Origin of the sequence: Saccharopolyspora hattusasensis, assembly GCF_050972075.1 — a bacterium.
Classification (GTDB): domain Bacteria; phylum Actinomycetota; class Actinomycetes; order Mycobacteriales; family Pseudonocardiaceae; genus Saccharopolyspora; species Saccharopolyspora hattusasensis.
This window is the reverse complement of record NZ_JBPCDC010000001.1, coordinates 642,003-656,519: the sequence shown is the minus strand read 5'-3', so window position 1 is coordinate 656,519 and position 14,517 is coordinate 642,003. Positions and strand designations below refer to the sequence as shown.

Sequence of the window (14,517 nt, the reverse complement as noted above, 5' to 3'; positions counted from 1 at the left end):
CCCGTCTCGTCACAGCCAGCGGTGAGACGGGAGCGCAAGCAAAGCCCCTATGGACCAAGCCGCTTAAAAGCTCGGTCCTTAAGGGCCGAGTTGTTTACCCGCGCGCGGTCCGCTCCCCGGAGCGAGCCGCCCCGGCGCCCTGCTCCCAGTCGGTGGCCAGCATCGCGTAGACGGCGAGATCGGCGCGCTCGCCCTTGAGCATCTCGCCCTGGACGAAGAAGGCTTCGCGTCGCATGCCGAGGCGCTCCATCAGGCGCTGCGAGCTGTGGTTGTTCCCGTTGCACAGGCCGACCACACGGTGGAACCCGTAGCTCTCGAACGCCATTCGCAGCACCTCGGCCCCGGCCTCGGTGGCATAGCCGTGGCCGGAGTGGTCGGGATTCATCACGAACCCGATCTCGGCGCGGCCAAGCTCGGCGCTGAGCCACTCCAGGTTGAAGTCCGCGATCAGGCGGCCGGTCTCGCGCAGTTCCACGGCGATCGCCAGGTTCTCGCCCTCGGCGGCCAGCTCCGTCTGGGTGATGCGCACCGCCAGCGCCTCCCTGGTTTCCTCCAGGGTGCGGGCGTTCCAGAACAGGTAACGTGCGACGTCGGGGCGGCGCTGGATGTCGTACAGGTCGTCCAGATCGGATTTGGTGAACGAGCGGAGCAGGAGACGTTCGGTGACAACGGGTCGCATGAGTGAGGGCCGCTCCGGATCGGGTTCTCGGATCGATGAATTCCGTCGCGCGGATTTTCCGGTCGGACGGCGCGGCAACAATAGCAGCCCGGAATACGACTGTCCCGCATCTCCGCCGGAATCCACCCCGTTCCGGGTGGTCGGCCGGTGACGCGCACGACGCCATTGGTCGCGCTGGTCGCGGCGGGCGGCATCGCCACGGTGGGATCGACGATGACGCTGATCGCCATTCCGTGGTTCGTGCTGCAGACCACCGGCAGCGGGGTTAGCACCGGGCTGGTGGCCGCCGCCGAGACGCTCGGACTGGTGCTGTCGGTGGTGCTCGCCGGCACGCTGGTCGACCGGTACGGTGCCCGGCGCGCCAGCTTGGTCGCGGACCTGTTCACCTGTGGTGCGGTGGTGCTGATTCCGTTGGCGCACAACACGGTGGGCGTGTCGCTCCCGCTGCTTGTGGTGCTGGCGCTGGGCATCGGCGCGGGCCGGGCCCCGTCCCGCAGCGCCAAGCAGGTGCTGCTGCCCGCGGTGCTGGCTGTCACCGGGACCCGGGTTTCCCGTGGCACCAGCGCGGAGGAGGCTTCGCAACGGGCGGGTGACCTGTTCGGGGCCATGCTCGGCGGCCTGCTGATCGCGTTGTTCAGCCCGGCCACCGTGCTGCTGGCCGACGGCGCTGCGCTGCTGCTGGCGGCGGTGCTGGTCGGCATGTTCGTGCGGGTGCGTCCCGTGTCCGGTGGCCCCAGCGCCGCCGGTTACCTGCAGGAGCTGCGGGAGGCACTGGGTTACCTGCGGCGGGATCGGCTGCTGGTAGTGCTGGGCGCGAGCAACGCCAGCAGCAACGCGCTGACCACCGGGCTGCTTTCCGTGCTGCTCCCGGCGTTCGGCATGCTGGTCTGGCACAACAGCACGCTGGTAGGGGTGCTCATCGGGGCTGCCAGCGGCGGCAGCGTACTCGGCACCGCGCTCTACGCGCTCCGTGGCACGGGACGGCACCGCTGGCGCACCTTCGCCGTCTGCGGGCTGCTCTCCGGTCCTCCGGTGTACCTCGTGGTGGCGCTCGGCCCCCCACCAGTGCTGTTGGTGGGGCTGGTTTCGCTGAGCATGGTGGCCAACGGCGCGCTGAACCCGGTGATCGCCGCGGTCAAGTACGACCGGGTGCCGGAACCGTTGCGCGGCAGGGTGTTCAGTGCCCTGCACGCGGTGGGCAGCGCGGCGATGCCACTCGGTTCGGTTACCGCCGGGGTGCTGCTCGACGGGATCGGTCCGCACGGCGCGGCGTACGCGCTCTGCGGCCTGTGCGTGATCGCCGCCGGGTGCCCGTTCGTCTTCAAGGTGTGGCGGCAGATGGACGCCGCTTCGCGGCAGCTCGGTTCAGCTGTCGCGAGCTGACCGCCTCGCGCGGCATGTCGCGCAACAAATGCCACCTGCCCGCAATAATTGCCGTGTTCGTAGCAACAAAGCCGGTCTGGTGCGTGCCGCGAGTTGCCTAATGTTGACCGGGAAAGCCAGGAAAGTGCGGGTTTCCTCTGCCATTTCGGTTTCTTCGCCATTTCGAGTTCAGGCCGTGTGGTGGCCCGGGAGTTGCGTGTAGATGAATTCGCCCGATCCGACCGTCGCGCGTGTGGTGAGCACCGGCCCGTCAAGGCGTGCCGCCACGGTGGTCCCGCGCTGGCCGGCGCCGGGCGCGGCCACGCCGGTCGGCTGCCGCTTGGAGATACCGGCGGCGTTACTGGACCGGCTCCACGCGACCCCGACCGCGCGGCACGGGGCTGTCGATTCTTTCCTGCTCGCGGCGCACCTGGCCGTGCTCTCCGCCGTCACCGGTGAACCCGCGCCGGTTGCCGGGTTGATTACCGAATCGGCTATCCGACCGGTGCGTGCGGAGGTCGGCGGCCGGAGCTGGCGGGAGCTGGCGGCGGGCGTCGTGGAGGTGCGCGCGGCCTCGAAAACCGAATCCGTTCTCGATCTTTCTCCCGGCGGTGTTGTGCACGATGGGGTGCTCGGTGTCCGGTTCGCCGACGGCGCGCTGTCGGTGACTTCACGATCCGACTTGCTCGATGCCGAGGCGGTGACCCGCATGGCCGGGTATCACCTGAGCGCGTTGCGCCTGCTTGCCGACGACCTCGACGCGGTGCACCGCGTCGAGGATCTCTTGAGCGAGCAGGAAATTCGTCATCAGCTTCGGGATCTCGCTGGGCCGCGCGAGCCGCTGGGCGAGCGGATGTTCGCCGAGCTATTCACGGAGCAGGCCCGCCGACGTCCCGACGACATCGCGGTTTCACATCGCGACCGCAGCTGGACCTACCGCGAACTGGACGAGCGTTCCACCGAGGTGGCTGCCGCCCTACTGGACCGCGGTCTCGCCACCGGTCAGATCGTCGCCGTGGTTACGGCGCGGGATCTCGGTTGGGCCGCGGCGGTGCTCGGTGTGCTCCGGGCGGGTGGCGCCTATCTCCCGGTGGACCCGGGCGCGGCCACGAGCCGGATCGCCGGGGCGCTGGACCAGGCCGGCTGCTCGATGGTGCTGGCCGGAGTGCACATCGACGGCGCAACGGTGGGTGCCGGGCGTTGTGTGCTCACCATTGACGAATTGCTCGGCACCGGCGCGTCCGCCACCACGGTCGCCGTGGCGGCGGACGCGCTTGCGTACGTCTACTTCACCTCGGGCTCCACCGGGACGCCGAAGGGCGTGATGTGCGAGCACGCGGGCCTGCTTAATCACTTGCTGGCCAAGGTCGCCGACATGGAGCTGACGCCGGGGGAGGTGGTGGCGCAGACGGCCTTCCAGTGCTTCGACATCTCGCTGTGGCAGCTACTCGCGCCGCTGCTGTGCGGTGGCAGCTCGCGAATCGTGGATTCCGAGGTGCTGCTGGACGTGGACGCCTTCCGCGACGAGCTGGCCGCTTCCGGAGTGCGGGTCGCGCAGCTTGTGCCGTCCTACTTCGAGGTGCTGGTCGCCCGGCTGGAGAGCCGGCCGGGCGGGCTGGGGCGGCTGCGGGCGATGTCGGTGACAGGCGAGGTGCTGCGCCCGGATCTGGTGCGCCGGTGGTTCGCCTGCTGTCCGGGCATCACGCTGGTCAACGCCTACGGCGCCACCGAGTTGTCCGACGACACCACGCACGCGGTGCTGCGGCATCCGGACGAGCCGGTGACGCTCGGGCGCGCGGTGCGCAACGTCGACGTCTCGTTGATCGGTGACGACCTCTCGCTGCTGCCGCTCGGCGCGCCGGGGGAGATCGCCTTCTCCGGGGTCTGTGTGGGCCGCGGGTATCTCGGTGACGAGGAGCAGACCGCGCGGGCCTTCCGGCCCGACCCGCACCGGCCGGGACAACGGCTCTACCGCACCGGGGACCTCGGCCGCTGGCTGCCTGGCGGGCGGCTGGAGTTCCTCGGCCGCCGTGACGAGCAGATCCGCATCCGGGGCGCACGGGTGGAGATCGGCGAGGTCGAGCACGGGCTGGCCGATATCGACGGAGTCGACTCGGCGGCGGTCGTGGTGGACAGCGGCGAGGGCCGGGAAGCCATCCTGGTGGCGTTTTTCACCGGCTCCGGGGAGCTCGATGGGGGAGAGGTGCGCGCGCGGCTGGCCGCGCAACTGCCCGGCCAGCTGGTGCCCACCTACGTGCACCGGCTGGACCGCCTGCCGCTCAACGCCAACGGGAAGACCGACAAAGCGGTACTGGCCGCGCTGGCGGCCACGCTTGGGCACGCCGACGGGCCGTACGCCGCTCCGGCCACGCCCACCGAACGGGCGCTGGCCACCGCCTGGGCCGAAGTGCTGCACGTGCCGTTGGAGCGGATCGGGCACGCGGACGACTTCTTCCGCCTCGGCGGCACTTCCCTGTCGGTGGTGCGGCTGCTGGTTAAACTGGACGGGCTGCTGTCACTGCGGCAGGTGCTGGCGCACCCGGTGCTCTCCGAGCTCGCCGCGGTGATCGACGAACGCCGTCCGCTCCCGCCCCAGCGCCTGCTCCACTCTCTGTCCGAAGTGGACTCCGATCCCGTTGCGACGTTGGTCTGCTTCCCGCACGCGGGCGGGAACTCGGTCAACTTCCAGCGGTTGGCACGGGAGCTGCGGGCACCCGGCGTCCAGGTGCTCGGCGTCGAGCCGCCGGGGCATGATCTCGGCGCCGAACCGGCCGAACTGGCCACGGTGGACGCGATTGCCGAGGCGGTGCGCACGGAACTGCGTGATCACCGGCGCGCGCCCCTGCTGGTGTGGGGACACAGCACCGGCGCCGCTCCCGCATTGGCACTGGCCCGGCTGCTGGAGGACGAGGGCGCACCGGCGCACCACGTGTTCCTCGGCGCGATCCGGCCCGCCACCGAGGACCAGCTGCGGGCCGAGGACAACCGGGTGACCGTGCTGGGTGATCGCGAACTCGTGACGGCCATGCTGGAGGACAGCGGCTACATCGAGGTCGACGGCCTCAAACCGGAGCGGGCCCGCGTCGTCGGGGCCGCCTACCGCCACGACGTGCGCAGCGCCGGTGAGTTCTTCCGCGGCGCACTGCGCTCGCCGCTCGCGCACCGGGTCGGCACCCCGGTGGAGTTGGTCGTCGCCGCCGACGATCCGCACACCAGTGAGGCCGCGCGTCACCTGCCCGCCTGGGCCGGGCTGACCCGCCGACTGAGCCTGCGCGAGCTCGCCGAGGGCGGCCACTACTTTCCGGGCAGCAGAGCCACCGAAGTCGCCGGCGTGGTGCTCGGCGCCTGCCCACACCTGTCCCGAACGAGGAGCCCGGTTTGAGCATCGACCACACCAACCTGACCGGCCGGATCTCGGCCGGGCCCGACGGCCTGCTGCGCACGGAGATCCTGGAACCGCAGCTCCGGTTCGAGCTGGCCTGCCTGCTGCCGCACTACGTGCGCTTGGAGAAAGTGCTGCTCGCCGAGTACGCCAGGATGGGCCTGCTGACCGGCGAACAGGTGGGGCTGATCTCCGGGCTGCTCGATCGCGCCACCCCGGACGCGGTGGAGCGGTCCGCGCGCGAGGCGATGAGCGACCTGGTGTTTTCGCTAGAACGCTTCATCAGCCAGCGGTTGCCCGAGGTGCCGCCCGCCTGGCACGTCGACCGCAGCCGCAACGACCTCCAGGCCTCCGCGCAGGTGCTGTATGGCCGGGCGCGACTGCTGGACACTGCCGAGCTGCTGATCGAGTTGGGCCGCGCCGCCGGGCGGCTGGCCGCCCGCACCGGCGGGCTGATGATGCCCGGCTACACGCACATGCAGGCCGCCCAGCTGGTCAGCCCGGCGTTCTACTTCTCCGCGCTGGCCGAGCAACTGCTCCACACGCTCTCGCGGCTGGAGCCGGTCTACCTGACCGCCAGCGCCTGCCCCATGGGCGCGGGCGCGATGGCCGGTCAGGAGCTGGGCTGGGATCGCGAACGCATGGCCCGGCTGCTGGGCTGCGAGAGTGTTCAGCGGCACGCGTTGCGCGCGGTATCGCAGCGGGACTGGGCGCTGGAGGCCTGCGCCGAGTTCTCCATGCTGGGCGTGGCGCTGAGCCGGTTTGTCACCGACCTGATGACCTGGGGCGGCACCGGCTACGGCTACCTCGACCTGCCCGACGACTGGTCGGGCATCTCGTCGGCGATGCCGCAGAAGAAGAACTTCCCTGTGCTGGAGAGGATTCGCGGCCGCACCGCGCATCTGCACGCGGCCTATCACGGCATCGCGACCGCGCAGCGCGCCACCTCCTACAGCAACTCCGTGGAGGTGTCCAAAGAGGCCAGTGCCCAGGTGCCCGCCGCGTTCGACACGCTCGCCTCGATCTCGCGCCTGCTCACCGGCGTGCTGGACCGCCTGAAGTTCAACGAGGAACGCCTCGCCCGTGCCTGCGAGGCGGAGTACTTCGGCGGATTCACCCTCGCCAACCAGCTGACGCTGCGAGCGGGGGTGCCGTGGCGGACGGCCCAGGTGGTCACCGGCCGCTACATCGTCGCCGCGGTGGCGAAGGGGCTGCCTCCCGCCGAGCCCGAGCCGGCCCTGCTGGAAAAAGTGCTGGCAGAGCACGGATATGCGACACCGCTCGCGGAAACCCTGCTGCGCGAAGCCATGGACGTCACGGCCGCACTGCCCGCCAAGCGCACCACCGGGTCGACCGGGCCCGAGCCGATGCGCGAGCTGCTCGCCACGCAGGAGGCCGAGTTCGACCAGGTGGCTTCGGCCTGGGCCGCGCGGCGCACCCGGCTCGCCGACGCCGATGCCGAGCTGGCCGCCGTGCTGGCCGAGGCCGCCGGAGCGCGGGCGTGAGCGGAGCCACCGGCAGTCTCGCCGGGCCCCGGCCGTTCTATCGCGGGGTGACCGGCGTCGGCACCGCCTTCGGAGTGTTCGGTGAACTGCTGCAAGGGGTGCTGCCGGAGCCGGAGGGCGATTTCCTGGTCACCTTGCCGATCGCGCGCTGGTCGGTGGCGACCTTCCGGGGCAGCGCGGACACCGGCGAGCTGACGGTGTGGCCGCGCCGCAAGACCAAGGCGCTCCGGCTGGCCCGGATGATCCTGGCCGACGCCGGGCGGCCGATCGGAGGGGAGATCACCATCGACAGTGGCCTGCCCGAGGGGAAGGGCATGGCCAGTTCCTCGGCGGACCTGGTGGCTACCGCGCGGGCCGTGGCCAACGCACTCGGCATCAACCTGCCGCCCCGGCGGATCGAGAACTTCCTGGCCCGCATCGAGCCCACCGACGGCGTGCTCTACCCCGCGGTGGTCGCCTTCTACCACCGCCGGGTCGCCCTGCACTCGGTGCTCGGCTCGCTGCCGCCGATGACCGTGGTCGGCGTGGACGAGGGCGGCGAGATCGACACCGTGGAGTTCAACCGCATCCCCAAGCCGTTCACCGCGGCCGACCGGCGCGAATACGCCGGACTGCTGGCGCGGATGGCGGAAGCGGTGGGGCGGCGGGACCTCGCCGAGGTGGGCCGGGTGGCCACCCGCAGCGCGCTGATGAACCAGGTCCTGCGGCCCAAGACCACGCTGGAGCGGATGCTCGGTGTCTGCGCGGACGTCGGCGGGCTCGGGGTGGTCGCCGCGCATAGCGGGACCAGCCTCGGCGTGCTGCTGGACCCGGCCGTGCCCGGTTACCCGGACCAGGTCGCCGCGGCGGCCGGCGCATGTTCGTCCATCGCGGGAAACGTCGCGGTGTACCGGTGTTTGAGCTTCGACGGAATGGGAATGGGACGGCGCTGATGCTGAGTCACAGCCTGATCGACGTCATTGGCGGCACTCCGCTGGTGCGGTTGCGGGCCGGAGCGGACCGCGGCGTGGAGATCCATGCCAAGCTGGAGTTGCAGAACCTGTTCGCGATGAAGGACAGGGTGGCCAAGCAGATCATCACGCGCGCCCGCGAGTCCGGCGAACTCGCCGAGGGCGCGCCGATCGTTGAAAGCTCATCGGGCACCATGGCGCTCGGCGTGGCGCTGGTCGGCACCCTGCTGGGGCACTCGGTGCACATCGTCACCGATCCTCGTATCGACCGGATCACCCTGGCCAAGCTCACCGGCCTCGGCTGCCAGGTGCATATCGTGTCCGAAATGGACGAACACGGATGGCAGGGCGCCCGGCTGACCAAGCTGAACGAGCTGATGAACACCCTGCCCGGCGCCTTCTGGCCGCGGCAGTACGCCAACCCGGAGAATCCCGCCGCCTACCGCGCGCTGGCTGATGAGCTGGTCACCGACCTGGGGGGCGTCGACGTGCTGGTCGGCTCGGTGGGCAGCGGCGGGTCGCTGTGCGGCACGTCGCGCGCGCTGCGGGAGCGGCTGCCCGACGTGCGGGTGATCGGGGTGGACTGCGTCGGCAGTGTCCTGTTCGGACAGCCGGACTGGCCGCAGCGGCTGCAGAGCGGGCTGGGCAACAGCCTGCACCCGCCGAACCTCGACCACTCGCTGATCGACGAGGTGCACTGGCTCAACGACCGGGAGGCGTTCGATGCCACCCGGGCGCTGGCTCGCGAGGAGAAGCTGTTCACCGGCAACACCTCGGGGTCGGTGTACCGGGTGCTCACCTGGCTCGCCGCCACCGCCCCGCCGGGCACGCGGATCGTCGGCATCTTCCCCGACCGCGGTGACCGGTACGCCGAGACCGTGCACCACGAGGGGTACTGGGCCGAACGCGGCCTCGCCGAGCTGCCGCTCGCGGAAATTCCACGGCAGGTTCGCGCCGGCACCACGGTGTCCAGCTGGTCCTACCGGGTCGCCGACGGCAACCGCCCACCGCTGTTCGTCTTCGTCGAGTCGAACACCACCGGCACTGGCATGCGGGCGCTCGGCGTGGCCAGGGAGCTCGGTTACCGGGCCGTGCTGATGACCAACTGGCCCGAGCGGTACCTGGGCCTGGCCGATACCGGGGCCACGGTGGTCACCTGCGACACCAACGACTTCGACGCGCTGAACCAGGCGGTCGGCAGGGTGGCCGGTCGAGCCCCGATCGCCGCGGTGACCACGACTAGCGAGTTCTACCTGGCCACGGCCGCCCGCCTGGCCGCCGGGCTGGGCCTGCCCGCGGCCGACGCCGAGGCCGTCGGACGCTGCCGTGACAAAGGCGCGCTCCGGGCCGCGCTGGCCGAGGCCGGTCTGCGGCAGCCGGTGTACACCGTCGTCACCGACGCCGCGTCCGCTTGGGAAGCGGTCGCCGGGGTCGGCCTGCCCTGTGTGGTGAAGCCGGTGGACGACTCGGGTTCGACCAACGTGCTGCTGTGCGCCACCGTCGGGGAGGCGATCGCCCAGGTGAACCGGGTCTTGGCCGTCACCGAGAACGGCCGAGGCCAGGCGACCCGCCGCGCCGCGCTGGTCGAGCAGTTCCTCGACCAGCCCGAGTACAGCGTGGAGATGTTCGGCACCGGCAAGGAGCAACGGCTGCTCGGCATCGTCGAGAAAACCGTGACGCCAGGCCCGAACTTCGTGGAGAGCAGGCACATCGTGCCCGCGGATCTGCCCGCCACGGTCGCCGAGGAGATGGCCGCGGCGGTCCGTGCGGCACTTTCCGCCGTGTCGCTGGAGTTCGGCCCCAGTCACACCGAGGTCAAGCACGGCCCGGACGGCACCGCCATCGTCGAGATCAACCCGCGCCTGGCCGGGGGAATGATTCCCGAGCTCTTCCGGCTGGGCACCGGGGTCGACCTGCTGGAGGCCCAGGTTCGCTTCGCCGCGGGCGCGGAGATCGACCTGCCGGAGTCGTTCGAGGGCTATGCCGGCATCCAGTTCCTGCTGCCGCCCGAGGAAGGCGTGCTCGAAGAGGTGACCGGCGTGGAGCAGACCAGGGCGCTACCCGGCGTGCGGGCCGTGACGGTCACCGCGAAACCCGGGCAGCGCGTCGCCCCGCCGGTCGACGCGTACGGCCGCGCCGGTTATGTGATCGCCACGGCGGCCAACCGCGGGGAGCTGGTCGAGATCCTGGACCGGGCTCGCGCGCTGATCGGCTTTCGGTTGCGGCCGGGGTCTGCCCGCGTGGCGTCGGCGTATCCGCTGGTGAGCAGAGAGGCGCGCGAGAGCCGTTCGGTGGTGGAGGTCGGTGGCGTCGCCATCGGCCCGGACACGTTCACCCTGATAGCCGGACCCTGCGCGGTCGAGACGCCGGAGCAGACTTTTGCCGCTGCCCGGCTCGCCAAGGCCGCGGGGGCTTCACTGTTACGGGCCGGCGCGTTCAAACCGCGCAGCTCGCCGTACGGTTTCCGGGGCCTGCGCGCGGAGGCGTTGCGCATCCTGGCCGAGGTTCGTGCCGAGACAGGGATGCCGGTGGTCACCGAGGTGGTCGATAGCCGAGACGTGGAGTTGGTCGCCGGCTGGGCGGACATGCTCCAGGTCGGCACGCGGAACATGCAGAACTTCGGTCTGCTGGAAGCGGTGGGGGACAGCGGGAAGCCCGTGCTGCTGAAGCGAGGCATGAGCGCGACGGTCGAGGAGTGGCTGCTGGCTGCGGAGTACATCGCGCTGCGCGGCAACACCCGCATCGTGCTGTGCGAGCGCGGCATCCGCACCTTCGAACCCGCCACCCGCAACACGCTGGACCTCTCGGCGGTGCTGGTCGCGCAGGCCCGGTCCCACCTGCCGGTGGTGGTCGATCCGTCCCACGCGGCCGGGCGGCGAGAGCTGGTGCTGCCACTGGCCCGCGCGGCCGTGGCGGCCGGGGCCGACGGGGTGATGATCGACGTCCACCCGGACCCGGCCGCGGCGCTGTGCGACGGCCCGCAGGCGCTCGGCGAGCCGGAGGTGGCCGGCCTGGCCGGGGCGATGCGGGACTGGGCCACGCTGGCCGGACGCCTGCCGCAGGAGTTACTCGGCTCCGAGTCGGCCGCGCTGCGCTGATCCGGCCGAGCCTGGTGGGGGCCGGGCGCGGGGTGTGTGTCCGCGGTGGAACGCCGGTGCGTGATTCTGTCCACTAAGGACGGACATTCACCGCCGCTGGGTGGCCGGACATGCCGTCATATCCGCCGACCGATATGCGGGCAGCCCATCCCAGATCAACGTGACCGGTTGACCGCCCAGATGCTCCCGCAGGTTGTACGAGATGGCGCTGGATCTCCTCCGCGTCGAACCCGAGCAGAGCATGCTCGTTGCAGCTCGGTACGCAGCGGCGGTCCGGGCTGATCCGGTACGAGCCCGGCGCTTCCCCCAGTCGTCGCCGGGGAAGCGCCGGGCTCGTCGGCGTCAGCCGAAGTTGCCGGTGGCGACGGCCTTCCAGTCGTTCGCGCAGCCGGGGCCGCACTTCCACGACAGGCGCGGGTCTCCGGTCACGGCGCCGTTGCCGTTCAACGTCCACGTCGCGACCTCACCCGTGGTGGCGTTGTGCCACACCACGTCGTTCTTGAAGTCGTTGTTGAAGTCGTTGACACCGACGATCTTCCACTGGTTCGCGCAGTCGGGCCCGCACTTCCAGGACAGCTTCAGGTCACCGGTCACCGTCTGCTTGCCGTTGGTGAGCCACGCCGACACCTCACCGGTGGTGGCGTTGTGCCACAACAGGTCGTCGAGGTTGTCCTCGTTGAAGTCACCGGCACCGACGGCCTTCCACTGGTTCGCGCAGTCGGGCCCGCACGGCCAGGACAGGTTCGGGTTGCCGGTCACGTGTCCCTTGCCGTCGAGCAGCCACGTGCCCACCTCGCCGGTGGACGCGTTGTGCCACACGATGTCCGACTTGTTGTCGGCGTTGAAGTCGCCGATGGCGACGGCCTTCCACTGGTTCGCGCACTCGGGGCCGCACTTCCAGTCGAGGCTCAACGCCTTCGTGACGGTGCCCTTGCCGTCCAGGATCCACGCGGACAGCTCGCCCGTCGTGGCGTTGTGCCACAGCACGTCGGAGGTGAAGTCGTTGTTGAAGTCACCGCCGCCGACCACGCGCCACTGGTTGGCGCAGTCGGGCCCGCACTTCCAGGACAGCCTGTTGTCCCCGAGCACCGTGCCGTGACCGTCGGTGAGCCAAGCGCCCACGTCGCCGGTCCTCGGGTTGTGCCACAGCAGGTCCGCGTTGCCCGCAGCGGCCTGGGCAGGCGCGGCGGTGAACGCGAGTGCTGCCGCAGTCGCCGCGAGTGCGGCGCCGATTTTCCTGCCTAGCATTGGTTTTGTCAGCTCAGCAGATCGCATGTGTTCTCCCGATCGTATTCATAGCCTATTCATAGCCCTTGATCCCTGACGCGCTAGGTAAGGGTCTGTCGGTCGATTGGGCCGTCAGCCAACTACCAGCGCGCAACTTCGAGGATCGTTCGGCGCGGGAAATTCGTGAATCCCAAGCTTTGGGGGGTGACAAGAGCACGTGTTGCCTGTAACGCGCGGATGTGGCCATGCGGCCGTGTGGGCGGCCAGGCCGCGCAGTACCGTGTAACGCCCGCTGATCACACCGCCGACAAGGAGAAACAGGGTGCACGCAGCTACCCGCCCCCGAAGACTGTCACGCGCTACCGTCGCCAGACGGCTCACCGCCCGGTTGCTCGCCGTCTCGATGTGCATGGGACTTCTGATCACCGGCACCCCCTCCGCTTCGGCAACCGCGACGGGGGGAGCAGGCTGCACGCTAGTCCCAACCTCGGGAACCGTCAGCCGTGAGGCCGCGGGCAGGACCTACCACGTGAACGTGCCACCGGGTCTGTCCGGACCTTCGGTGCCGTTGCTGCTCAGCCTCCACGGCGCACTCCAGCCGTACTTCTTGCACGAGAGGGAGACTCGTTGGTCAACTGCCGCCGCTACCAGGTACTTCATCGTCGCTTACCCGTCGGCAGGGGCAGGACTGGTGTGGGACGCAGCCCAGCGGTCCGGTGACGTCACCTACCTGCGTGAGGTGGTCAAGGACATCTCCAGAACCTGGTGTGTCGATCCGCGCCGAATCCACGTGGAGGGCTTCTCCAGCGGCGCCAACATGTCGGCCAGGCTCGCGTGCGACGCCTCCACGGTGTTCGCCTCGGTTGCCGCCTACGGTGGCGTTTCCCCTTCGTTCACCGGCAGCCCCTGTGTACCGGATCGCCCGATCGCGGTGGGTCTGTTCCACAGCGATGGTGACCTCATCAGCCTTCCCCCGCTCGCCGTCGCGCATCGCGATGAATGGCTCCGACGAAACGACTGCCCGGCGACCCCGGCCACGGAACCGGGTGTACCGGTGGAGGCCGCCGTGTACGGCCCGTGCCGTGCGGGCGTTCAGGTGGTGTGGCGCGTCTATCGGGGCACTCACTTCTGGCCCGGGGACGACAACCGTACTGATATCGCCAACCGTATGTGGAACTTCTTCCTGCGTAATCGGCTCCCGTGAGGTGCTGAGGTGCTTGACCAGGCGACCTCAACGAGACAGCACAGCCATGATCTCCTCGCGGCTGGTGATGCTGATTTTCCGGTAGATCGACTTGAGGTGATCGTTCACGGTGTGCACCGACAAGTCGAGCCGTCGGGCGATTTGCTTGGCGGGTATGCCCTCGCGGAGTTGGTCGATGATGGTGCGTTCTCTGCCAGTGATGTCGTACCAGGCCGACAGAGCGGGCAGCAGTTCCACACCAGCCGCCTGGATGATCACTGCCACGTCGCCCGTGCCATCCGCGTTGAGAGGCTGGCCTTGGATGCTGACCCAACGTCCGGCGTATGCCGAGGGCAAACAGGCCACCGGGCGCGATGTTGTTGGGTCACGTACGAACCTCCGGCTGGCCATCGCCACCTCGCTCGAGAGAGCTGTCGCTGCCCACTCGGGCTTCGCCAGTGACCCTGGCAGGCGTATTTCACGTAGCCACGCGTGCCCCTCAGGAGTGATCCCGCGTACCGCGTGATCGGCGCCCACCATGATGACTCCTGGGGGCAGGTCCTGGTCCGGTGGACGCAGTGGGGTTGCCCTGATGTAGCTCCGCGACGCCGCCACCAGGGGTTTGACAAGCTGCGCGACGCGGTCCACATCGCATTGTTCGAAGGGTCTGCCGCCCTGTTCCCGGAACAGCACGAGTGTTCCCCACGACCCGTGGGAGCCCCGCAGGAGCAGACGCAACTCGCTGCCGAACCCGTTGTCCAGCAGGATCTTGTACGCAAGCCGGTCGCGCGCATTCACCACCTGCGCCAGTACGCCTCGGTGTGCCTGCTCGGCAGGATGGGCCGGCTCCTGGCCCGAGTACAGGTTGATCATCTGCATTCGGCCGATCTTCGCGGTAAGCCGATGCCAGAATCCGAATGAGGCCATGTTCGTATCCGGGTTCCGCCAGCACACGTGGAGGGAGTCGTGTGCGACCAGGCCGACGATGGTGCGGGAGATGACCTCACCCATCTCGTCTGAGGTCAGGCCGTCCCCGGCCGCTGAACAGAGGTCACGCCCCAGGCGGTCCATGTCTGGTGTCACGATGTTGAGTTTTCCGGATGTGGCGTTCCCGCCGAAAGCGAATATCCT

Annotated in this window: 9 protein-coding genes; 6 read left to right on the top strand and 3 right to left on the bottom strand. The window is 69.8% G+C overall.

Annotated features, from left to right (window positions below; genetic code table 11):
* Positions 1 to 94 precede the first annotated feature (94 nt).
* Positions 95 to 679, bottom strand: coding sequence for a GNAT family N-acetyltransferase (locus tag ACRXBZ_RS03060; protein WP_433877677.1), 585 nt, complete (start codon positions 677 to 679; stop codon positions 95 to 97).
* Positions 680 to 826: 147 nt separating this feature from the next.
* On the opposite strand from ACRXBZ_RS03060, the gene ACRXBZ_RS03055 reads away from it, so the two are divergent.
* The 5 genes from ACRXBZ_RS03055 (at position 827) to aroF (ending at position 10,976) form a co-directional block, all read left to right on the top strand.
* Positions 827 to 2,062: an MFS transporter gene (locus ACRXBZ_RS03055; RefSeq protein ID WP_433877676.1), complete on the top strand. Its 1,236-nt coding sequence runs from the start codon at positions 827 to 829 to the stop codon at positions 2,060 to 2,062.
* A 202-nt stretch (positions 2,063 to 2,264) separates the two neighbouring features.
* Entirely contained in the window at positions 2,265 to 5,423 is a 3,159-nt protein-coding gene (locus tag ACRXBZ_RS03050; protein ID WP_433877675.1) for a non-ribosomal peptide synthetase, read from the top strand.
* Entirely contained in the window at positions 5,420 to 6,928 is a 1,509-nt protein-coding gene (locus tag ACRXBZ_RS03045) for an argininosuccinate lyase (RefSeq protein ID WP_433877674.1), read from the top strand. The genes ACRXBZ_RS03050 and ACRXBZ_RS03045 overlap by 4 nt, the downstream gene beginning before the upstream one ends.
* Complete coding sequence (locus ACRXBZ_RS03040; protein WP_433877673.1) at positions 6,925 to 7,860, top strand: GHMP family kinase ATP-binding protein; 936 nt, start codon at positions 6,925 to 6,927, stop codon at positions 7,858 to 7,860. The genes ACRXBZ_RS03045 and ACRXBZ_RS03040 overlap by 4 nt, the downstream gene beginning before the upstream one ends.
* On the top strand, positions 7,860 to 10,976 hold the full coding sequence (aroF, locus tag ACRXBZ_RS03035; protein WP_433877672.1) for a 3-deoxy-7-phosphoheptulonate synthase: 3,117 nt from the start codon (positions 7,860 to 7,862) through the stop codon (positions 10,974 to 10,976). The genes ACRXBZ_RS03040 and aroF overlap by 1 nt, the downstream gene beginning before the upstream one ends.
* Before the next feature lie 342 nt (positions 10,977 to 11,318).
* Here the strand turns inward: aroF and ACRXBZ_RS03030 are convergent, their stop codons facing one another.
* Positions 11,319 to 12,224, bottom strand: a complete 906-nt coding sequence (locus tag ACRXBZ_RS03030; RefSeq protein ID WP_433877671.1) for an FG-GAP repeat domain-containing protein — start codon at positions 12,222 to 12,224, stop codon at positions 11,319 to 11,321.
* Positions 12,225 to 12,732: 508 nt separating this feature from the next.
* Between ACRXBZ_RS03030 and ACRXBZ_RS03025 the strand changes: the two genes are divergently transcribed.
* Positions 12,733 to 13,407 (top strand): CE1 family esterase, encoded by a 675-nt coding sequence (locus tag ACRXBZ_RS03025; RefSeq protein ID WP_433877670.1) that lies wholly within the window; start codon positions 12,733 to 12,735, stop codon positions 13,405 to 13,407.
* Between the two features lie 27 nt (positions 13,408 to 13,434).
* Here ACRXBZ_RS03025 and ACRXBZ_RS03020 read toward each other — a convergent pair whose 3' ends face one another.
* Positions 13,435 to 14,265 carry a helix-turn-helix transcriptional regulator gene (locus ACRXBZ_RS03020; protein ID WP_433877669.1) on the bottom strand — a complete coding sequence of 277 codons (831 nt, stop codon included), beginning with the start codon at positions 14,263 to 14,265 and terminating at the stop codon, positions 13,435 to 13,437.
* Between the last annotated feature and the right edge of the window lie 252 nt (positions 14,266 to 14,517).

Coding starts and splice junctions, on each gene's coding strand:
- ACRXBZ_RS03060 (WP_433877677.1), bottom strand. CDS start 679: ATGCGACCCGTTGTCACCGAACGTCTCCTGCTCCGCTCGTTCACCAAA.
- ACRXBZ_RS03050 (WP_433877675.1), top strand. CDS start 2,265: ATGAATTCGCCCGATCCGACCGTCGCGCGTGTGGTGAGCACCGGCCCG.
- aroF (WP_433877672.1), top strand. CDS start 7,860: ATGCTGAGTCACAGCCTGATCGACGTCATTGGCGGCACTCCGCTGGTG.
- ACRXBZ_RS03030 (WP_433877671.1), bottom strand. CDS start 12,224: ATGCTAGGCAGGAAAATCGGCGCCGCACTCGCGGCGACTGCGGCAGCA.
- ACRXBZ_RS03020 (WP_433877669.1), bottom strand. CDS start 14,265: ATGCAGATGATCAACCTGTACTCGGGCCAGGAGCCGGCCCATCCTGCC.